Raw genomic sequence first — 22,042 nt, 5'->3', positions numbered from 1 at the left:
CATGAATATCTTTCGACGCTCTATCCCCCGGATCATGATGTGGTGCAAGACACCGGGCGCGTCCAAACGAGATTGTCTTGGCATATTTGATTATAAACACAAAACTCAGCAGTATGAAACTTACTTTCTTACCAGCGTTATCCCCATTATCCTCGGTCTGAAGCAGGCGTTGCCCGATTCATTAATTTAGCCACTATTTCAATTAGATATTCGGATTTTCGTTGTCAATCCTATTCCGGCGTAGCGTTCAGTTGGACCATTGCCTCGAATATGGGAAGCCTTTGCCCTGTAAACTCTCCAACCCACTTGTCGTAAATCTCAAATATCTTTTTCGACCGGCACAGATCAGAGATGGCGCGATCAGCTGCGAGGCGAAAATCCGCATCATTTCGTCTTACGGCAAACGCAAAGGGTTCGAAGGAAAAGACATTAGGACCAATCGCAAATTTCATCCCGTCTTGAGCCGTTGAGACAATGCCGATCAGTACGATCTGGTCGGCGGCATATGCATCAACTTTTTTCTTTCGCAGGGCGTCAACACCACCCTTTGCTGAATCGAAAAAGACAATTTCTGCTTTTGTAGAGGTTTCCTGAAGGAGCCCCTTTAAAGCAACAGCGGTCGTTGTGTCTTTCACGACGCCGATTTTCTTTCCGCCAAAACCAGAAGAATCTTGATTCTCGTTATCTCGTAAGGTCATTAGTGAGGCGCCGGTGACAAATGTCAGTTGCGTGAAATCAACCAATTCACTGCGGGAAAGCGTTTTCGTCGTCGCACCGCACAATATGTCAATCTTATTGTCGACCAAGGCGTTAAACCTGTTTTCAGCGGTTATGGGAACATATTGCACCTTTACTTTTGCGCCGATCTTCTTTTCAACCTCTTTTATGACAGATTGGGCCAGTTCGATTGAATAACCATTCGGTTTGCCGTCTTTGTCTGAAAAGGACATGGGCGGTTCGGATGTGCGAAAGCCGATTCTGATTTGACCGGTTTTTTTAATCTGCCCAAGCGTTCCCGTGAACTCTTCGGCTGCCAGCGGACTTGCAAAAAGAACGATTAATAAAATAATTCCCAGTTTACCTCTCATAATAGTTCTCTCCTCCATAATAGTGCGTGAGATAAGGTGATAACATAATGCTTTTTCTGGAAAAACCCTATTGAAATTACGCGGTCAAGTCAACATAAAAGTGACGCTCTGAACAACCCGCCTATCGAGGATCATGGGTTTGGGGAAGCTGGTAACAAAGTAAGATGGTTAGTCGAGCAATCGGTATCCGTTCTCATGCGCAATCGCCTCCCCCCTTTCCACAGAGAAACCCACGGCTGGTGGACTCAGTTTCAGCCGCCTCGCCAGTTCTCGAAGGGACATGCCTAACTCGCTGACAGCCCAAAAACAGCATAAACTCCTTGCCTTGACCCTTCGCTGCTGCTTGCCCCTGCACAGGATCTCTCGCGGTTCCATTCCATAGATTTTCGCCACCCTTTCAATAATTCCATCCAGGTCAACACCGTGGCGCCTGAGTTCGTAATGCCGGTCATATGTTTCCGCCGCCTGCTTGAGCACTGACTCTACAAACTTTGAATCACCCAGAATTCGCTCGTCACTCATCACATGATCTTGTCCCTGACGTCTCAGTTCCTTAACCTCAGACCACCCACCGGCACTGCGAACCAATCCCCCACCTGTCAGGTCCTCGCGCCGGCCCTGGGTGATGCCGACACCCGCGTACTCGACATACGCCTTCCTGGCGCCTTTTGCTGTTCTGCCAAAATAGCCAAGAATATAGCCCACATCCTGCCAGGGCCTCTTCCTCTTGCCCATGACTGCGCTGTGTCCGCAATAGGGGTAGCTATTCAATCCCTTGAGATCCTCAACAATGCCTGCGCGAACCGGGTTAAGGTGAATATCCTTTTGTCAAAGATATTTATTTTTCTCTTGACAGGAGATTATAAAATGTGCCCATTTTCACGACAAAGCGTCTACCATACGTTGTCACGTTAGTCAGGATGTCCCATAGATTCTCCTGCCCGTATCTGTCACCCTTATCCATTGGTGCGCTTTGGCGTTATCACCTAAGGCAGGAGCCGGATGAGGCAATTCCTTAAGTCTGGATCTGAGCGGGGGGTGCCGGGTAACCGACATTCCTACCGCGACCATGATCCGCGTTGTTTTTTTGGAGATCAAAGAAAGCCTCCTACATATTCACATAGGAGGTGATTTTCATTGCCCACTTTTTCAATCATGCAAAGCAGGTGAAATCCGGATGAGCTTTATTTATTGAGAATGCTGCTTATCACTTTATCCGTAAGTTCCATTTCATCAAGAATGGATTTCAATTTCCTTTTTGTACTAAACGTAGTGTACATATCCGTAGGAAGCTTTGTGATCGTATTCAAAACCTTTGCTGCAACACTGGAGCCAAGTAATATGGGAAGCCATTCTTGCGGCGCATATGCAATAGGAATCACCGGGATATCACTCCATGAGAGACTCTTCCAAAATTTTTCATAAATATCCTTTGCTATATCGAGGTAGTCTAATTCTTCCATTATTGCTCCCGAAAGATTCTCAAAGCTCTTCTTGAAGGATTCGAAATGGCATTTGAATGTATCTTTATCACTATCCGATTGCCACGTGTCGATATAAGAAGCCAGCGCCGATTTGAATTCCTTTAATTCGGTCATCAACTTCGTGTTTGAATCCTGACTCGCACTTTCCTCAAGTATTTCCTTCAGAATGTCCTTGGGCGCTCTTATTTTCCTCTTTTTTGTCTGCAGAAGAGCCAAGAGACCCAACAAACTCAATGATGGACACAACCCACCGAAACACAGACTCTTTTTGTCTATTTTGATTGAATTCCCGGGGGAAATGTAGTTTATGACGGGCAGAGTCAACCGCAATCCTTCCAGATAAAGTAACCCCCTGTCATGCGCCGGAAGAAAGTATTGAGAATTTGCATATGAAGAAAAAAGCTCATTTCTGGCCTTGCTGAAATATGCATGGAGGAGGTTATTCATACTGTTTTCATTAATGTTTTCAATTTCCAGCAGTTTCTTTAAAAGATCCTTCAATGGGTTCCGCTGCAGCATGAAGACATGACCCCATGGAAAAGGTTTTTCTTTGTCTTTTTCAGAAATCTTTCTCAAGCCGCCGAGGTCATTTACCTCGCCGGGTTTTGAATACTCCTGAAATAAGGAAATATAATCGACTTTGACTTTGGGCGGGAGCACCCGTTTTTTTCGTTGCATGAGGATATGGTGACGGAGCACGTCCTCGCTCGATCCCATTAAGCAACTCAGATCCCAAGCCATCTTTTCCGCCGCTTTAAGAAATCCTTCTTCAAGATTTCTTTCCCGATAATCAAACGTTCTGATGGAATCGTTATATGTATCGTACCCGAGAACATTTTCAAGCTTCTTTTTGATTTTATTAGATTTCTTCCTGACTCGCTTCAACTCTGTTTCAGGATCCGTAAGGGTGATCTCATCCGAAAGAATAAACGCGCCAAGGAGGCGGATCACATTCTTGTTTGCCAGAGGGTCTTTTAATGCAATGCCGCTCCCAACGGTTTCTTCCAGGTCCTGGAAACCGGTGTGGTCTATCATGACGGAAAGTTTTGAGGGCTGGGGGTTAATGGAGCCAGACTTTGTTTCTCCTGAATTTTGTGTCGGTGTTCCCTTTGTCATTGTCATTTTCTCTTCCAAATGTTTATACGTTAACTGCAAAGCATGCGCTCCAATGACCTTTGTTGAATTCTTTCAGCGTGGGTTCCTCATTTTCACAGATATCCTTTTTGGTGTTACAATAGGCATAATAGGGACAACCCAGTAAAGGTTTCTTTTCCATGTCGGAAAAAAGGGACGGTTTCGAGCGTCGAGCCCGTTCTTGCTCGGGATCGGTGGTGAGAAGTGAGGATATGAGCGTTTTTGTATAAGGATGGGCAGGGTGATCATACACTTTTTCGGAAGGGCCGCATTCAACCACGTTTCCCCGATACATCACAAGAAGATAGGAACTCATAATACTGACGATTTCCAGATCATGAGAGATCATCACCAGGGCCATCCCCTGCTTCTGTCTGTTTCTGAACAAGCCCAGTATCCGTGATCGGATATGGGGATCCACGGCGCTTACCGGTTCATCCGCAAAAAGAAGCGCGGGGTTCAATAGCAGCGCTTTTGCGATGGCGGCGCGTTGTTTCTGTCCATGGCTCAGTTCCCCTGGAAATCGGTTCAGCAAACGGGGTTCAAGGTCAAGTTGCGCTATGAGGTCGGCCGTTGCCCTTTCAATGCTCATCCTGTCCGGGTAAGACTGATGCAGTTTTACGGGCTCCAGCAGAATGTCCCTGATGCGCATTTTCGGGTTCAGGCTCGCATCGGGATTTTGAAACAACATCTGCATCCGTGCCCGGTATTTCTTCAGGGCGCCGTATTTCATACGGGTCAAATCGATTCCCTCAAAGGTGACGGTGCCGTTTTGAAGAGGGATGAGGCGGGTTGCGGCCTTCATGGCCGTGGTCTTCCCGGCACCACTTTCGCCGACGATCCCGATGCATTGGCCCGGAAGAACATCAAAAGAGAGATGATTTACGGCATTCTTGTTCTTCGATTTGAAGAACAGGCTCCGGAGCGTTAGATCGGATTCGTAGCGCACCGACAGATCCCGGACGGTTATTAAAGGGGCCGCATGTCCGGACAAGGACCACACTTGGTTGCCTGATGGGTCCGGCCTTGGGAGGGGAGGCTTTTCCTTCATAAGGCATCTCACGCAACTCCCGTTCGACGTCCGGATCGGTTCCGGCACTCTCTCACCGCAGACCTTTTCCGCATAACCGCATCTGTTCATAAACGGACAACACGCTCCGGACTTGCTCGTTTCGGGTCGATGGGCCACGGGTTTGTCGTCCACCCGGTAAAGTGAGGTTAAAAGGTCGGCCGTGTAGGGGTGGAGTGGTTGCCTCAGCACATGTTCCACATTCCCGGCTTCCATGACCAGGCCTGAAAGAAGCACTGTCATGAAATCGGCGATTCTGGCGGCCACGGTCATGTCATGGGTGATTACGAGCGCGCCCATTCCCCGCTCGTCGCAAACGGATCGGATCAAATCCAATACCTTTACCTGATTGGTTCGGTCAACCGCCGTTGTAGGTTCATCCGCAACAAGCAGATCCGGCTCGTTGAGCAGGGCCATGGCCACCAGGGCTCTTTGCCGCATGCCCCCGGAGAGCTGGTACGGATAGGCTTTAAGAATGAAATCGGGATCGGGAAAGTGAAGCAAGGAAAGGAGCATGTGAAAACGGTCCACGGCTTTTTCAGGGGAAAGCTCTCCTCTTGCGGCGATGTCAACGGCCTGCCTGCGTATGGAAAGAAAAGGGTTAAGAGTGGAATAAGCGGATTGTGGGATAAAGGTGATCCTCCTGCCCATGATGTCTCCACGTTCTTTGTCGGACATGGTGAGAATGTCATTTTCCTGAAAGAAAACCCCGCCTTCCGTTTTCACACCGGGAATTTGAAAGGCGAGAAGACCTAGGACGGCCAGGGCGGTTGTTGTTTTTCCACTTCCGCTCTGCCCAACGAGAGCCGTTATTTCTCCTTTTTTAACTTCAAGAGACACGTCCCTCAGGAGGAAGGTATGAATAGACTCTTTTTCAATGCTTACGGCAAGGTTTTTGATGGATAGGAGATCAGGCATCGGAAGTGACGATGAAATTCAGCAGTTTCGGCAGGTTAACACGGATAATTTCGCTCATCCGGGCGTTTAAAAAGGTTTCCCGTCGTCTGTTAAAATCATCATTGTCGGGCATCTTTATTACCCGGTCGATTTTCAATGCAAAACCGTTAAGAAGAGCTTTCTTTATGTCCGATCCCTTTTTTTCATCAATGCCAAGATCCCAGACGAGCTTTTTGATCTGCTCCTCGGTTTGGCTGTAAAAACCGTTCAATCGGTTTTCCATCTGCGATTGTACATCGTTGGATCCTTTTTGTTCCCTTGCCTTTAAGACGATTTCAGTTATCGCTTTGATATCGGGTTCTTTAGTTTTTACAGTCGGTTGTTTTTCAGTTTTCTCGTTTAACGCCGCGGCAAAATGCTCTGCCTGTTTTTCAGCCAGCGCCAGCGCATCAATGACTCCCACGAACAATCTTGTTGTTACTTTTTTTACAAGATCTTTTCTTATTTCAGAAAACCGGGCCTCCGGAAAATCCATCATTGCCATGGTGTCTTTGATATACTTATCCACGGTATCAAATAGATCTCCCAGAAAGCGCCGTCTCAGATCGTCATCGGGGTGTTTCACATCACCAGTCTTTTTACAAAGAATTTCATGCATGATGGAGACAAACTCCATTCGATTCGTGTTTCGCTCCATGTGATTTTTGTTGTCATAGAGCAAATAATCGGTCACAGAGGATGGGTATACCGGGGGGAACAGGGCCAACCGGCTCAAAAGATCGGGTCTAAAGCCCCTGGGTGTGTCGCTGTCCAGTGTGGCCCGGTATTGTTTAACCAATACCCTCAAGTCCTTGTAGGTCGCCGCCACGATCCTGATGTTTGAAACATCCTCTTCAATGGACTCCCACCCAAGTCTAACGACTTTTTTTTCTTCAAGGGGGGCCAGTAAATTGTCCTGTATCTTGATGGGACAATCGGCTATCTCATCCAGAAAGATGGTGCCGGCCATATAGCTTGCCGTCTGAAAAAGGCCCGGCAACGGCATCTCTACTTTCTCCGCAGTGCCGAACAGTTTTCTCATGGAGGAGATGAATTCCGGCCCTTGGTTGGCCAGAACGCCGCACAGAACCTGAATATAATTCCACCTATCTTTGGGTTTCGGGTTGTTTCCAAGCCCGAAAACCGCATAAAACAGTCTCGCCAGATAATGGGCCATGAATTGAATGGATAAGCGGATGGATTTCGTATTTTGGATGAGGTTCAGCGGTTTGAATTTTGGACGGAGAATTTCGACGTGGCTTTTTAACGGGCATGATCCGCACGGCTCTTTTTCAAGTTCACCGTCAAGGATATTGGCAAAATTCGAAGGGACACGAGGGCACAGCCCATCACTCCGGCAGTCCCAGGGAGACGGGCCGGGTGGCTTATGCTTATCATTCTCAGGCATATCCCACCTCCACCACATGGTTCCCTGAAGCTGGGCCTTGACAAATGCCAGTAACTTTGAGGCCCTCACCTCTTCCTCCTTCTCCGGGGCGGAAAGGATTTCCTGAGCCTTAGGAAGCATGAAGATGGAAACAAGCTTATCCGCAACGGTTTCAATGGTTTCTTTCAAGAGATGATCGTTTTTTCTAATCTCTTCTATGGAAAGAGAGTGAAAGTAGCTCGCGGTGATGCCTTTTCCGCCGCCCGGTTCTCCAAGAAGGAGCACTTTCCCGGTCATGGGGTTAAGGCGTACGTGCCGCAAAAGGTCGGCCTTGAGGGACACCGACTTGCTGCCTTTGATTTTAACGACCCCTTTTACGTCCAGTGCCGAGTTGATTGTAACAGCGGATTCTTCAAGGAAATCGCGGATAAATTTGAGCCGTGCCAAAGATCTTTCAAATGACACTACCCCCACATCCTTATTACTCAAAAAATTCGACCATATTTTTGCCCTTTTTTGGTCAGAATCCGCCAGATGGCGCAGGGCCGGCGAAACCTTGAGAGGATCGGTTTTGTCATGAACTTCATAGTCCAGAAATGTAAGAGTTTGATTCTCCGGATCATTTGCCTCCTCGGGAGAGGTTTCCACAAAAGCAAGAACACGGGCCATCCATTCCAGGGATTCCCTGGCATAAATAACCCGCAACTTTTTCAAGGCCGCATCGGGGGATTTATTGAATTGCTTTTGGCAATCAGCATATTGTGTTCTTAGATGGGTGTATTTTAGGAAAAATTCAAAGTCTTCTACTTCTTCCATCTTCATGACGGTGTCGGCCAGTCTTCCCACCCAATCAAAGAGAGATGCCTTGCGCGCCTCTTTCATCGCATAGGTAAGACCTACGAGGTGTCGGGCTGGTGTTACAGCAAGGGAATCAATCAAGAAGACAGTTGTAAGATCAGGGACGTGGTCATAATAGAAAGAGATTGGCATGAAGTTAGCAATACCAGACATTTTGTTGGGGGGAAGCATGTTTCCCTCCTTAAGTATGTCTAGACCAAATTTGCCCCACCAAATTTCATTTGCACGAAAAATGTGCTCACCGGCCATCCACAAAATAAATTCTTTATTCCATCGTCCAAACTTAAATGAATTTGTGTAAATATGGTTCCGCTCATCATAGCTAAAACCCTCCGGATCTTTAGGGTTTTCCAAAAGGGCACATAAAAAAACACTTGTCGCTAAGTTTACGTTATATAGCGGCTGGGGAAGCACGCTGTATAGTAATTTAATACACTGGCCGCAGTTACTAACAGGTTGTCCGCAACCATTTGGGGTCCATCTGAATCTCTCCCCAAGCTCATCTCTAGCATGTTTAGGAGACTTAGCTGAAATATGATCAAAAAAATCACATGGACTTAATTTAATATTCTCAAACGGAAAGGGTTTGGATTGGAGCAGAAAACGCCTAAAAGGAACTAAATCAGGGCGCTTTTTTGCTGTGCTTTCCTTTTTGAAAAAATCTTTGGAAAGCGGCATAGCTTTTCCTGTAAATTGATTAAGATCTTTCTTGTTGTCCCCTAATGTCCCAGAAAATGAAGCAACTTCATTCATAATTAGATGAAAAGGCCTGAGAAACCAAAAAGCAGTAAAAAGAAATTCTTGTGCTAACTTTCCCGTGTTCACGAGATATTGTATCCTTATATAGTTTGCTAAAATTCTTATGACAATACTAAGCTGATTTGGACTTATTACTATTCTTTCCTTGTGTTTTAGCGCTATAGTCTGCATCGAAAAATTTATCAAATTTTTCACTTTGAAATCTTATCCTTTTCATAATAAGTGTTGCAAGACCATTTGAAACAATTCCACCCTTACTGCCCGCAATTGAGGCCATATCAATTTCTCCACATAATGAAAAGCTATCGCAAATTTAATAAGCCACCCTGGTTCCCACGCTCCGGCGTGAAACCGAGAAATACTAATGTTAATCTACAGAAAGAATGTAACGCAAAAGAATATTATTTTCCTGATAATTCATTCAGCAATTTTTCATAGGCTTTGCCTAGCACTCTGTATTCATTGCCGTACCTTGCTGCATCAGCCGCTTTTAACTCACCTGATTCCAGCTTTTTTTCAACAACAAGGCATCGATCACCGATTATAGCCAGAGATCGCGTTTTTTCATCATCCTCCAGTGGTTTAGTAACCTGCATTTTCTTAATTTCAGCAACAATCTTTTTAGCGGCGTTATTTATGATTTCCACGATTTCTTCTTTGTCTTGCTTGTCTAAAGTCATTTCAAACCTCCATTCACAATTAGCATTTGATTCCAAAATTAATTCCAAGATAAAAGCATCAACCAAGAAGATGTTATCCAGGCCCATCCTCAATTTTCCCGACTCAAAAGCCTGAAAAACCCGGCGTTCAGAGCCACCAGACCCAATGCCAACACCAAACAGGGCGTCAGGAAAAGCCAGGGATAGGTTGCCATGTAAGGTCCGCCGTTAAAAATTTCCGCCCCGATGGATGGGGCCGGCGGCCGGGAAAGCCCCACAAACCCCAATAAGGATTCGAACGCCACAAGGCCCACGAAATCAAGGAGTGCGTAGCGCATGATCCTTGGACCCGCAATCCTGCCCACGTGTCTCATGAGAATCATGTAATAGGGCGCTCCGATTCCCTTGGCGCCCTCTATGTGGGGCATATGAAGGCCCGCGTTGATCTCCTCTTCCACCACGGCCGTTTCAAAAGGAAAAGAAATAAAAGCAAGGGCGATCACCATGCCCCATTGGGTGGCGCCCAGCATGGCGGCGAGGGCAAGGCCCGTAAGAAAGGGGGGAACGGTCCTGAGGGCTTGTACAGGCACGGCAACCAGGGCCTTGATTCTCATTTTAGCCAGAATCAGGAACAGGAAATTTACACTCATGGCGGCGCCCAGGGCCAGCAGTTCGGCCATGCCCGCCAGGCAAAGGCTTGCCCTGAAACCGGCGGAAGCCCGCGCCAGAACATCGCGTCCCAACCTGTCAGTGCCGCCCGGAAAAGTCATGGAGGGCGGAGTGAGGCTTTTTTCCGGATGGATGGTCAATGGATTGTGAAACACCATGAAGCAGAGGCATATCCCCACCACAAACCAGGCCACGGCAGGGCCGAACCGTCTTATGGGGGAATTCACCGTCATTTTGCCCTCTGTCTCGGGTCAAGGGTCCACACCACCATTCTGTTCGCCAGGTCCAGCAAGACCACGCCTGCGGCGAGAAGGATGGAAACCACGAACAGCACCGGAAGATCCAGTCGCAGGGCCGATCGCAGGAACCAATGCCCCATTCCGGGAATGCCGAATACTTCCTCAACCACTGCGAGCCCCGCAATCAGAAAAAAAATCAACGAATTGCTTAAAATAACAAAGGAGGGGGACAGTTCATGCACTATCCGCCTAAACATGACGGTTTTGCCGAGCCCGTAGCCCCTGGCGATCAGCGCGTAGGGAGCGCGTTTTGCTTCATGAAGCCGCAAGACGATATTGCTGCTCAGAAGAATCGCCGGAAAAACGGAAAGGGCCATCCCAGCGCAGGCCTCCTTTGGCAAGTCCCAGGAGGTCGATAAAAAAAGCAGCAAAATGGAGAAGATGAACACCGGCACAACCGCCGCCGTGTTGGAAACGGTCTCCACCCACTTTCTGAGCCGGGGAGCCACGGATTGCCCCGCAACCAGAACCCCTCCCCAAAAGAATATGAAAATCAACCCCCAGACTCCGACCATCAGGCTGATCTTCAGCTTTTCGAGAGCAAGACCCAAAACGGGTCGGTCCGTGTAAAAGCTCTTCAATTTTCCGGCCGCCACGTCGGAGACCAGCATGACAAACCGCTTGAAAACGGGCTGGTCAAGGTTGAGGTTTTTTCGGATGGACGTAACGGCCGTCTTATCCGCGAAACCCCCGGCGATTCTGTAGGCCGGGTCGGGCAGAACATAAAACAGGCCAAAGGAGAAAAAGACTCCGAGTATGATCACAAACAGGGACCTGGCAACGTAAGCCGTCATCGGTTTCTAACCGTCCGTTTTTATGGAAAAAATATACGGCTTTCTCAACAGCCCGTTAATGGGACACGTAATGCCCTTTCTCTCCAGAAAATGGTAGGTCTTGTGCAAAAGAGGAATGGCGGCGGCGTCCCGGATCAATATGTCTTCAAGCTGTTGAACCCCTTGCCTGCGTTCTTCATCATCAAGGGTTCCCATGACCTCGGCGTATTTTTGGGGAAAGATTTTTGAGTCATAAAAAGAAAGGTTGAATCCCCCCGGCGGGTCCTGGCCCGGGAAGAAAAAGAGGAAATACATGAATTCTCCCGGCGTTACGATATTCCACCATATGCGGAAGAACTTCCCCTTGCCGCTGAATGCCATCTGGAGCATTGCCGGAAAGGTGATTTTCTTGAGAGAAACCGTTACCTCGGGCAACTCCTTTTCTATTTGCGCCGTTACGAACTGGCCGATGGTTTCAGGCAATTCCCCGGAATCAATCACGAGTTCAAGATCGAGCGAAGAAAGGTTTTTTTCAGCCAAGTACTCCGTCAACAATGCCTTGGCGCCGGCGGGATCGAATCGGAACCCTTCCTCTTTTATTCGTGCGGTCCCCCGATAGGCCGGGGAAAAGGGAGGGATGTAGCCGTAGGCGGGCACGCCGAAGTCCCCGAGCAAGCTGGCCAGTACCTCCCGGTTTACCGCCATGTTCAATGCCCGCCGCACCCTTATATCATTGAAAGGGGGCTCCTGGTCGTTCATGCAGAGGTAATCCAGATAATTCCCTTTGGCGGAGACCATCTTGTTCCCTTGGGACACAAGCTTTCTTGCCTTGGGCAGGGTACTGATTCCGGCTTCCACCATATCCAGTTCGCCCCGCGCAAAAGATTCCATGGCGGCCAGGGGATCGCTGAAAATACGTATGACCACCGTTTCAGGGGCCTGGTGGTGCTCTGTCCGGTAAGAATCAAACCGCGTCAACACGATCCTGTCGTCGGGGATGAATTCCTTGATGATGTATGGCCCCGTTCCGACCTCGTGGGATGAAAGAAATTCCTTGCCGCATGCTTCCACAATGCCCGCCGGGTATATCCACGTACCGTTAAAGGTCAGTTTTGAAGCCAGGAAAAAGGGTTTTGTGAGATGAATCTTAAGGGTGTGGTCGTCAATGATTTCGAGCCCTTTTATTCCCTTTGTTTTCCCCGCGGCAAATTCAGCGGCACCTTCCAGAATATCCGTGAATATCCAGGAGGTTACGGATCCGGAAGCGGAAAGGGTCCTTTTGAAGGAATATACGACGTCTTTTGCGGTTACTTCCTCGGGGACCTTGAAATCGCACTCGGTCAGGGGATGGAATTTCACCCCTTTTCGCAGGTGAAAAATCCATGTGCGGCCATCATCGGAGTGCTGCCACGATTCCGCGAGGCCCGGTACGGGCCTGCCTTCCGCCGAAACATTCACGAGTCCTTCGTACACGTTGGCCAAGATGTCTACGCTGAAAGCATCGACAACCTTCACCGGATCGAAACTGGTCATATTGCTCATGGCCGAATCCCTGAGGGTCCAGGGTTTCGGGGGATCAAACTGCCCGGTCGTTCGGGAAGCCGTCGATTCCTTGATCGGTTCCATGTTTCCGCCTTGGCCCCAAACCAAAAAGACGGGAAATGCAAAGGCGCAAACGAAAATAACAAGGAGTTGCGGCCACATTCTTCTGATGCTCATTTTGGCCCTCCGTTTATGAATGCACATCGCAAGTTGTCTCCCCGGCACGCCGGGAAACACCTCTGATCCAGACATTTGGGATCAACCGCTTCCTCGATCCTGTTTATTTCATCCAGAATGCCGTTCAGGGTATTGTTCCAATCCGCGGATAAAACCGAACTCCTAGCGGAGCGGAGATAGTCCTCCGCTTCCAGGTCCCTCGGCATGATCAGACGGCCCTCGGGCGTGACGCGCACCTGATATCGCGCCACATCACGAATGTTTTCATATCTCACGTAGAGGTTTTCGCCCACGAATCCCCACAGCATACCGGTGTCGTCCCTTAAAAGTTCACCTTTTCCCGGGAGATATTTTTTTTGTACGATTTCGCGAAAACCGGGGATGCTTCCGGAAAAGGCGTCTATGAAAATATCACTGAATTTGCCTGAAACCTCAAGTAGAATTTCAAGAGCCCGGAGGAATTGATCGTCCGTCAGCCACAACTCTTCGGGGACGTGTTGGTTGGGGTAAAGTGCAAGGACGGCGAGCCGCGGTTCGTGAAAGGTTTTGAGCATCCAGTGAAGAAAGGATTTGAGCGTATCGGGCCCGCAGTTCCATGCATTCAGGGTGAAGGATATGAAGAACTTCTCTGTCGTCTTCATCAACTTTTCGTCGTTTATGGCGGCCACCACCCTGTCGAAGTGTCCTTTTCCCCGAACCTTTTCATCCACTTCCCTGGGGCCCTCAAGGGAAACATCCATGTAGTCCATCACAAGGCCAGAGGAAGAGATTTCGGGCAATGCCCCTTTCAGATAGTATCCATTGGTGACAATGCCGGAGATTTTGCCTCTTTTTCGGGCAGAGTCGACGATCCGCAAGGTCTTTGACCGGGTGGAGCCCGGCGTGAGGGGTTCGCGGGCCGAGACCGCCACCAGTCTGAGGTCTATTTCCCGGTCCAGGGTTTTTATAACTTCGACCCACTGTTCGCCGGACAACATCCTTGCCCGGCTCGTATACTTTTGAGGGATGTCGCAATGGGGGCATTTTAAATTGCAGACCCTGTTTACCATAATGCTGGCGGTCCGAAACGGGCTAACGTCTCTTTCGTTTTCAGCATTTTTTTCGATTTTTTCTTTCAGGTCTTCCATGGGGTCCGCAACCGGTTAGGAGATGTGGTCTTTTAACATATACCGTCCCAAATATACCCTGTCAAAGAAAAATACAACAATAAGGACGGAATTCGGATTTAAGGTTAAGGTTTTCCCATTGGTTTTGGGGACGCGGATAGAAAATTATGATGGTTAGTCGAGCAATCGGTATCCGTTCTCATGCGCAATCGCCTCCCCCCTTTCCACAGAGAAACCCACTGCTGGTGGACTCAGTTTCAGCCGCCTCGCCAGTTCTCGAAGGGACATGCCTAACTCGTTGACAGCCCAAAAACAGCACAAACTCCTTGCCCTGACCCTTCACTGCTGCTTGCCCCTGCACAGGATCTCTCGCGGTTCCATTCCATAGATTTTCGCCACCCTTTCAATAATTCGATCCAGGTCAACACCGTGGCGCTTGAGTTCGTAATGCCGGTCATACGTTTCCGCCGACTGCTTGAGCACTGACTCTACAAACTTTGAATCACCCAGAATTCGCTCGTCACTCATCACATGATCTTGGCCCTGACGTCTCAGTTCCGTAACCTCAGACCACCCGCCGGCACTGCGAACCAATCCCCACCTGTCAGATCCTCGCGCCGGCCCTGGGTGATGCCGACACCCGCGTACTCGATATACGCCTTTCTGGCGCCTTTTGCTGTTCTGCCAAAATAGCCAAGAACATAGTCCACGTCCTGCCAGGGACTCTTCCTCTTGCCCATTACTGCGCTGTGTCCGCAATAGGGGTAGCAATGCCTTGAGATCCTCAACAATGCCTGCGCGAACCGGGTTAAGGTGAATATACCTTTTGTCAAAGATATTGCTTTTTCTCTTGACAGGAGATTATAGGATGTGCGCATTTTCACGACAAAGCATCTACCCATTTTGTCATGTTATTCAACAACGTCAAGTAGTCCTTAGTCGCTTGATCGAGCACCTTTTCCGGCGCCCCTCATATTCCGGATATGGGAACTGTGGCTTTTGTTCCGTCATCTATTTCCTTTCGAGCCAGCCGAACGCAGAATTAAGTTGGGCAGGATGAATAAAAGCTCAGACACCCATGGACTACAGGAACCTGCAAATTTATAAATGGGAAAGGCCGCCCGACCCTTCCAGTCAATCTTGAATGTTTTGTTGGCCACGGGCAGCTCTATAAGACCGTAGATCCCCAATCCAAACTACACCAAGGGCTATACTTACCATAAAAAGCCATACCGAGTGTTTCCAAATTGAGACAGAAACTATACTGAGTGCCATTATAAGTGAAAGTGATAATTTCCAGAGTGAATATGAAGAAGCACTCTCCAATCGCACGTCATGTCGCACATTCATAACAACAATCCAAATCGCCACTATTGCATGCAAACACTGCCCATAGGGCTGGTGACCAATCCGCTCCACCAAATAAAAAATAGCAAATCAAGACGGCTAATGCGCCTTCAATAACATATGTGCGGGCTTTAGGTATGTTGCCTTTTTTCATCATTCTTTTTGATGGCCAACGGACTGCTCAGAGGTGGCGAGAAACGAGCCGTCCACTTAAGCAGCGAGGTTAGTTTTCTCATTTGGGATGATGCTCTTTGCCCGTGATTTTGAGCTTACCCTCGGCCTGCCTCTTTGCCAAAGGCTCAACCCTGCGGAATACGGAAAGAAGAATCTTTAGCTTCATGACTGGGTTGTGCTGTACTTTCTGATCAATAAGCTTCTCTTGCGCATCAGTAAGGCCAAATGCGTCAACAAGACGTTTTGAAGCGTTTTCGCAAAACGTAATTTGGCGCTGCTTGAGCTCAAGATCTTCCTTTGCAAGGTTAATCTTTGAAAGTTCGTGATCGACTGATGCTTTCTGGATATTGCGATATAGATCGTGCACAGTGCCGAGCGACTTGCATACCGCAGTGACGATTCCTGCGATTGTTACAGCCACAGCTAAAAGTTCAGTTAGCTCTATGAAGCCAGGCGAGGCATATTGAATGCGTTGGACTTCAGGCCTGAATTTAGGTGGAATCTTGTGGAAGAGCTGATTGAAAAAGTTGACAGTGCTGTATCCACCTCTCCAAGGAAATTTTCCGTAAATGTAGTCAATTTCCTCCCGACGTGCAGTTGGTAAATCAGGGATCAGTGAATATGCAAAACCATATAGCTGAATATAGTCTTTAGTTGTGTCAGAAAGCTCCTCCAGCCCCCAACGACCATCTAGCTCAAGCTGGGTTGTCTTCGCTTCAAGTGGCATAGAGTCTCCTTGCGAACCTAACGGGCTCTTCAGCCGCAGCTATTAGCTGTCGGCTGCAAGAGCAAGGTTATGTGCCATTTCGTTAAATGCGATCCATGATTTCATTGATCGATACTGCGAATGTTTGTGTTTTAACGTTGACATCAGCGGGCAACCCGATCGATAGCATTCCGATTACACAATCATTTTCGATGTCTACGACAGGACCACCGGACATTCCGACTTGACTACCGAAAGATAATTCAAAGCCGCGAACATCTTGCATTTTAATATCGTTCGCGTTGATATGAAGTGTGAGTGATCGATTTACATGCCCGTCTCTATCTTGGATGGCCTGTGCCAAATTGGCTGAACGAATTACAAGTTCCCGCCCTTGCCATTGTGCATCGATTCTAGGCATTGCATTTCCCTCATATCCGATGCTGTGAACGGCAGTTCCTGCGTTAATATCCCTAGATGCGACATCGTAAACCACAAAGTCCGATTGGGGACTTTGTAAAAGCATAACAGAGGTGTCGATATCTGGATACAGATCAACGCAACTTTGGTCAATACGACGGATCGGCCCGTTTCGGGAAATCATCCAAAGCAATACGTTTTTGTATCCAGCGTTGGGCGCAAGTGTTGCCTCATTCAAAACGTGATGCGCAGTGACTGCTGTGGAAGCATCTACGAAAAAACCTGTACCACAGATACCGCCGGTCAGCGATGGATCGCCTGGCTCATTATAGGATAACTTTAGTATAGAGAAAGCCATTGCTTTAAGTCACATAACCATTAATTATCAAGTAGATTTGCCCTGATAAGTTCATATTTGAACGTTTTTCGGGCAAATTTGCCTTGTGGCGATATCAAATCTTTTTTGTAATGCAAAGACAGAATGATTACAACAAGAAAAACAGTCGAAAAGGATTATTTAGACAAAAAAGCCAAGTCATTCATGAACCGAGAAGAGGACAGTTCAATATATTATGCCTTCAGCAAAGCGTAAAGCGATGGAGGAACTCGGGGCCGTCAACAAGAACGTGGCGCCAGCAACCTGGAACCAGGCCATGAACGCGTTGATATTCCTGTACAGGAAGGTTTTAGAAATCAGATCGGTTGCGGGTCTTGGAGAAAAGGCTCCGGTTTTTCAAAATCGGGGAGGAAAGGCGAGACGCCGGCGGGGTGGGGATTGTCTGTTTCCGGAAACTGGACGAAGAGGTGTTCAAACCCAAGGGCCTCTGCGTGGGACAGGACCGCGTCGAACTCATCCCGGTCGACCCGGCGATTCAGGTCCGGATCGTGGTGGTGAAGAACAGGGTGATACTGGGACATGAGGCTCAGGGGGAGGCCCGGACCGAACTCCACCAAGAGGCTCGTGAGGGCGTTTATGGAGTTTTGGACCTTTCCCGGAAGGATGAGATGCCGGACCAGGACCCCCTTTCGGGCCGGTGCGGTCTGTGGGGATGAGACGGCATCCAGAAACCCCTTCTGCTGGATCATCATTGAGATGGCCTCTAAGGCCACGGCAGGGTAATCCCTGCACCTGGAGAGGGCCGCGGCCAGGAACGGGTCTGAATATTTGAAATCAGGGAGGTAGATGTCGGCATAATCTTCGGCCGAAGCCAATGCCTCGATCAACTGATACCCCGAGAGATTGTATACTATCGGCAGGGCAATACCGGCTTTGCGCAGGAGAGACACCAGCCGGAAGACATGGGGAAAAAAGTGATCCGGCGTCACGAAATTGATATTGTGGACATGGTCTCGCACCGCCATTTCCCTAACCCTGAGGGCCAGGTCATCCAGGCTTATGGCGACCCCGAGGGCCTCATGGGAAATCTGGTGATTCTGGCAGTAGACGCATTTGAGTGAACATCCGGTAAAAAAGACGGTGCCTGAACCGTTGGTCCCGGAAATAGGGGGTTCTTCACCGAAATGCGGCCCCACATAAGCGACCCTGAGCTGATCTGTCTCACCGCATACGCCCTTCCCCGGACCTCGGCCACGGCCCGTCCGGTCCACTCCGCATCCGCGGGGACACAGAACACAGCATTTGTAGGAATCCGTCAGGTTCATGATCGGCTCCGGCGCAACCTATTTCAGACCATATTTTTTCAGTTTGTACCTGAGGGTCCGTTCGCTGATGCCCAGGACCTCGGCGGCCTGGGTCTGGTGGTTTCGGCTCTGGGCCATGGCCTCCCGGATCATCTCCAGTTCCAGGGCCTCCACCGCATCATTCAGGCCCTTCGGCGATTTTTTCGTGGGTTCGGAATGAAGATCCTTGGCAGCAAAGGGGAGATCTTTTGTTGAAATGAGGGATCCCCTGGCGATGACCACGGCCCGTTCGATAATATTCTCCAATTCCCTGACATTTCCGGGATAATCATACTTTAGAAGAAGGTCCCTGGCCTCGGGGGAAAACCCCTCAATCGGCCTGTTGTTCTGGGCTGCAAAGCGGCCCAGAAAATGTTCCATCAGGGCCGATATATCATCCTTCCGCTCCCTCAGAGGCGGAATGGTGATGGTCACCACATTCAGGCGGTAGAAGAGGTCTTCTCTGAAGGCCCCTTCCCGTATCCGTTCGACAAGATCCCGGTTGGTGGCGCTGATCACCCGCACATCCGCCTGCCGTGTCCGGTTATCTCCGATGCGTTGAAACTCCCTCTCCTGGAGAAATCGAAGGAGTTTTACCTGAACGGCCTGGGTGAGTTCTCCGATCTCATCTAAGAAAAGACTCCCGCGGTCGGCCTCTTCAAATCGGCCGATCCTCCTCTGGGACGCTCCTGTGAAGGCGCCCTTTTCATGGCCGAACAGCTCGCTTTCCAGTAAGGTTTCAGGCAGGGCCGCACAGTTCACCACGGTCATCGGCCTTTCCGATCGGGGACTCAGTGCGTGGATCAGCCTGGCGACAAGCTCTTTGCCCGTCCCGCTCTCTCCCTGTATGAGCACGGTTGCCCGGCTGTCTGCGACGCGCCCGGCCATGTTGATCACCTCGTTCATGGCCGCACTCCGGAAGATAATGTCTTTGGCGGTGACCCCTTTCCGTCCCAGTTCGTCGCGGAGGATCTCGTTTTCCTTCAGAAGGGTCCGCCGTTCTGAAAGCCGGTCGAGCAGGATAAGCAGTTCGTCCAATTCAATGGGCTTGGTGATATAGTCCGCGGCCCCGGCCTTCATGGCCTGAACCGCCGCCTCAACCGTGCCGTAGGCCGTGATCATGACCACATCAATCTCCGGGTTGATCCGTTTGACGCGCTTCAAGAGCGCCATGCCGTCCATCCCCGGCATCTTGTAATCGATCAGCAAAAGATCGAAGTAATTCCGGCCCAACAGCTCGAGCGCCTTTTCGCCCTGTTCCGCTTCCGACACCTCATGGCCCTTTTCCCTGAGAAAATCCCGCAGCATCTCCCTCTGGGATTGACCGTCTTCCACCACAAGAATGCTTAATGCCTGACTGCTGTTCATGGTTGAATCCTGCTCATTGTTGGTCGGAGCGAAGCGTAGATCCCGCAGGATGCGGGATTGCTGGTTACTGGATACTGGATACTGGATGCTGGATGCTGGATACTGGATGCAGATGGCTGATAGCTGATGGCTGATGGCTGATGGCCTTTGTTGTTCCTTACTCCTTACTGCCTACTGCTTACTCCCTACTCCCTACCGCCTACTGCCTGAGGTCTGGCCCTCTCACCCTCTCACCCTCTCACCTTCTTCCGACTTCCGACTTCCGACATCCGCCTTCCGCTCCGTTCACCCCGCTCCCCCCTCGCGCCTCACGCCTTGCGCCTCCAAGGGCAACACCACCTCAAACAGGGTCCCTCTCCCCGGCGCACTCTTCACCCGAATTTCCCCCCCATGCCCCTCTACGATCTCGTGGGCCAGGGCCAGCCCCAGTCCCAGGCCCTTCTCTTTGGTGGTGTAATCCGGATCAAAGATCTGCTCCACCTCCTCCGGGCTGAGGCCGGTCCCGGTGTCGGAGATCCTGATGGCGACCCATCGCCTTGCCTCCTGCACGAGCGCAAGCGTGATCGTACCCCGGCCGGGAATCGATTCCATGGCGTTCTTGATGATGTTTAAAAGGGCCTGTCGTATCTTATCGGCATCCATCCATATCATCAAGGGGGCATCGGGCCAGTCCGTGCGCAGGGCAATCCCCCGTGATGACGCCTCCTCCTCAACGAGGAGCGCCATCTGCCTGAGAAGCGCCGTGATATCCTCTTGTTTCAGCACAGGGTGGCCGCATCTCGAAAACCCGATAAATTCCTCCACAATCTGATTGAGTCGCCGGATTTCGTCCCGAATGACCTGGCTCAGTTGATCCAGGTTGTCTTTCTGAAGCCTCTGGCATGCCATGCCCATGGCGTTGAGCGGATTGCGGATCTCATGGGCCACCCCTGCGGCCAGACGTCCCATTGCCGACAGCCTCTCGGCCCGGTGGAGGCGCCTTTCCATCTCCCGCATATTGGCCAGATGCCTGGCCTGGCTCCTGTAAAGGAACCCTATGGACAGGATTGCAATACAGACCATGAACCCGATGAAAACAAATCCCCGCTGCCGTTCCTTTTGCAGCATGGAATCCGCCGTCTCCCTTGACAGGGCCAACCACGCCTTCAAGACAGGCTCTCCATTGAGACGGAGGGGAACCATGACATCGACGGTCCTTCCTCCTTCCCGGTCGGATGTCTGATCCGGGGCCTTGGCCGAAGCCCGGGCCTCCTGGGTCTGAAAAAGGACCCTCCCGTCTGTGTCTGTCACCACAAAATGCCGGGTATCTGTCCCGAGACCCACCTCATCGACCGCCCGTTCGATAGACACCCTGGCACTCCAAAAGCGCAAGTCCTCCTGACCCAGGGTAAACAGGATCGACCCTTCTCCCCATTTCCGGCGAACGGCGAAGGATCGGATCCGGGTTGCATCCGTGGACGGTCCAAAGAGGTCCACCATAATCCCGTCGTCCCCTGCGATCACCCTGACCGCAGATTGGAGGAGATCTTCAGGGACCGACCTGTTTTCATAGGTTATCTTCCCCTGCGCGTCCAATAGTGCAACCAGTCGGATGCCATGCCCTGCGGCCAGGGATGCCAGGAGGGGATCGTCCAGAAGACCCTGTTCCCTCTCGAAATCGATCCGTTGTGCCAGGGCCAGGAGGTCGAGGATCATGGCCTCCCGCAGGGAGAAGGCCTCCTCCATAAGACCGGATCCCGCCAGCCCCTCCATGTCCGAATCCGAGCCATGGCCCAGGAGGTGAAAATTGTATTTGGCGGCCTGCTGGACGTTCTTGATGATATCCAGGCCCCGCTTCTCCATATATCCGCTCAGTGTCTTGTCCAGGGTCCTGAGGTCCATGAGTCCCGTCACCAGTGCGAGGGAAACGAGGACCATGGAGATAAGGGCAATGGTCAGGGGCTGGAGAAACAGTTTGGCCGGGTGTCCCGGACCTCCCATACCCATAATCAGTTTTTTCAAGGTCATGATTCGCTACTCGACACACCTGCAAAAATCCGCAACCTGTGGAATATCAAGCCCTCCTGCTGCAGCTCGACTCCCTACAATCATATCCAATCCTTCAATTCCTCAATTCCTCAATTCCCCAATTCCCCAATCCCAAAATTCCCCAATCCCCACGTTTTGTCAACATGCAATTGAGCCGCCTGTCCGACAATCGCGTCGAAGCCGTCTTTCCCGATTCGACATATCTTGCCGGATCTTTTGGGCCTGAGGCCCCTTCAGTATCGTCATGCGTTGATTATCTATTTGATATTTAAGATTTTTAGCATACCCAGGCCATCCTGGCACGACTCCTGCTATAGGTAAAGATACAACCTGAACGTTCGTAAGAAATCACCGTAATTGTTCACGGGTTCAAAGGTTC

General features: G+C 50.1%; 19 protein-coding genes. 1 reads left to right on the top strand and 18 read right to left on the bottom strand.

Annotated elements, in window-relative coordinates; translation table 11 throughout:
* Nucleotides 1-190, top strand: a 190-nt coding sequence (locus tag K9N21_12835; GenBank protein ID MCF8144795.1) for a hypothetical protein, incomplete at its 5' end; no start/stop codon positions are given.
* 40 nt (nucleotides 191-230) lie between these two features.
* Here K9N21_12835 and K9N21_12830 read toward each other — a convergent pair.
* The 18 genes from K9N21_12830 to K9N21_12745 form a co-directional block, all read right to left on the bottom strand.
* Nucleotides 231-1,088 (bottom strand): amino acid ABC transporter substrate-binding protein, encoded by an 858-nt coding sequence (locus K9N21_12830; GenBank protein MCF8144794.1) that lies wholly within the window; start codon nucleotides 1,086-1,088, stop codon nucleotides 231-233.
* 168 nt (nucleotides 1,089-1,256) lie between these two features.
* Nucleotides 1,257-1,823 (bottom strand): hypothetical protein, encoded by a 567-nt coding sequence (locus tag K9N21_12825; protein ID MCF8144793.1) that lies wholly within the window; start codon nucleotides 1,821-1,823, stop codon nucleotides 1,257-1,259.
* A 449-nt stretch (nucleotides 1,824-2,272) separates the two neighbouring features.
* Complete coding sequence (locus K9N21_12820) at nucleotides 2,273-3,688, bottom strand: hypothetical protein (GenBank protein MCF8144792.1); 1,416 nt, start codon at nucleotides 3,686-3,688, stop codon at nucleotides 2,273-2,275.
* 22 nt (nucleotides 3,689-3,710) lie between these two features.
* Nucleotides 3,711-5,693, bottom strand: a complete 1,983-nt coding sequence (locus K9N21_12815) for an ATP-binding cassette domain-containing protein (GenBank protein MCF8144791.1) — start codon at nucleotides 5,691-5,693, stop codon at nucleotides 3,711-3,713.
* Nucleotides 5,686-7,920 carry a sigma-54 factor interaction domain-containing protein gene (locus K9N21_12810; GenBank protein ID MCF8144790.1) on the bottom strand — a complete coding sequence of 745 codons (2,235 nt, stop codon included), beginning with the start codon at nucleotides 7,918-7,920 and terminating at the stop codon, nucleotides 5,686-5,688. Before K9N21_12810 ends, K9N21_12815 begins: the two co-directional genes overlap by 8 nt.
* A gap of 907 nt (nucleotides 7,921-8,827) precedes the next feature.
* Nucleotides 8,828-8,992, bottom strand: a complete 165-nt coding sequence (locus K9N21_12805; protein MCF8144789.1) for a hypothetical protein — start codon at nucleotides 8,990-8,992, stop codon at nucleotides 8,828-8,830.
* A gap of 124 nt (nucleotides 8,993-9,116) precedes the next feature.
* Nucleotides 9,117-9,482 (bottom strand): hypothetical protein, encoded by a 366-nt coding sequence (locus K9N21_12800; GenBank protein MCF8144788.1) that lies wholly within the window; start codon nucleotides 9,480-9,482, stop codon nucleotides 9,117-9,119.
* A 2-nt stretch (nucleotides 9,483-9,484) separates the two neighbouring features.
* Nucleotides 9,485-10,276: an ABC transporter permease subunit gene (locus K9N21_12795; protein ID MCF8144787.1), complete on the bottom strand. Its 792-nt coding sequence runs from the start codon at nucleotides 10,274-10,276 to the stop codon at nucleotides 9,485-9,487.
* Complete coding sequence (locus tag K9N21_12790; protein ID MCF8144786.1) at nucleotides 10,273-11,136, bottom strand: ABC transporter permease; 864 nt, start codon at nucleotides 11,134-11,136, stop codon at nucleotides 10,273-10,275. Before K9N21_12790 ends, K9N21_12795 begins: the two co-directional genes overlap by 4 nt.
* 6 nt (nucleotides 11,137-11,142) lie before the next feature.
* Nucleotides 11,143-12,834 (bottom strand): ABC transporter substrate-binding protein, encoded by a 1,692-nt coding sequence (locus K9N21_12785; protein ID MCF8144785.1) that lies wholly within the window; start codon nucleotides 12,832-12,834, stop codon nucleotides 11,143-11,145.
* Complete coding sequence (locus tag K9N21_12780; GenBank protein ID MCF8144784.1) at nucleotides 12,831-13,961, bottom strand: radical SAM protein; 1,131 nt, start codon at nucleotides 13,959-13,961, stop codon at nucleotides 12,831-12,833. Before K9N21_12780 ends, K9N21_12785 begins: the two co-directional genes overlap by 4 nt.
* A 318-nt stretch (nucleotides 13,962-14,279) precedes the next feature.
* A complete protein-coding gene (locus tag K9N21_12775; GenBank protein MCF8144783.1) occupies nucleotides 14,280-14,468 on the bottom strand; it encodes a hypothetical protein in 189 nt (62 codons plus the stop codon).
* A 23-nt stretch (nucleotides 14,469-14,491) separates the two neighbouring features.
* Nucleotides 14,492-14,680, bottom strand: coding sequence for a hypothetical protein (locus K9N21_12770; protein MCF8144782.1), 189 nt, complete (start codon nucleotides 14,678-14,680; stop codon nucleotides 14,492-14,494).
* Between the two features lie 839 nt (nucleotides 14,681-15,519).
* Complete coding sequence (locus K9N21_12765; protein ID MCF8144781.1) at nucleotides 15,520-16,188, bottom strand: GNAT family N-acetyltransferase; 669 nt, start codon at nucleotides 16,186-16,188, stop codon at nucleotides 15,520-15,522.
* An 82-nt stretch (nucleotides 16,189-16,270) separates the two neighbouring features.
* On the bottom strand, nucleotides 16,271-16,945 hold the full coding sequence (locus tag K9N21_12760) for a serine protease (protein ID MCF8144780.1): 675 nt from the start codon (nucleotides 16,943-16,945) through the stop codon (nucleotides 16,271-16,273).
* Nucleotides 16,946-17,280: 335 nt separating this feature from the next.
* Nucleotides 17,281-18,249 carry a radical SAM protein gene (locus K9N21_12755; protein ID MCF8144779.1) on the bottom strand — a complete coding sequence of 323 codons (969 nt, stop codon included), beginning with the start codon at nucleotides 18,247-18,249 and terminating at the stop codon, nucleotides 17,281-17,283.
* An 18-nt stretch (nucleotides 18,250-18,267) separates the two neighbouring features.
* Complete coding sequence (locus K9N21_12750; GenBank protein ID MCF8144778.1) at nucleotides 18,268-19,635, bottom strand: sigma-54 dependent transcriptional regulator; 1,368 nt, start codon at nucleotides 19,633-19,635, stop codon at nucleotides 18,268-18,270.
* 285 nt (nucleotides 19,636-19,920) lie between these two features.
* Nucleotides 19,921-21,642, bottom strand: coding sequence for a hypothetical protein (locus tag K9N21_12745; protein ID MCF8144777.1), 1,722 nt, complete (start codon nucleotides 21,640-21,642; stop codon nucleotides 19,921-19,923).
* Between the last annotated feature and the right edge of the window lie 400 nt (nucleotides 21,643-22,042).

It is taken from the genome of Deltaproteobacteria bacterium (assembly GCA_021737785.1).
Taxonomy (GTDB): domain Bacteria; phylum Desulfobacterota; class DSM-4660; order Desulfatiglandales; family Desulfatiglandaceae; genus AUK324.
The sequence above is the reverse complement of the archived record's forward strand: the minus strand, read 5'-3'. Positions and strand labels throughout refer to the sequence as shown.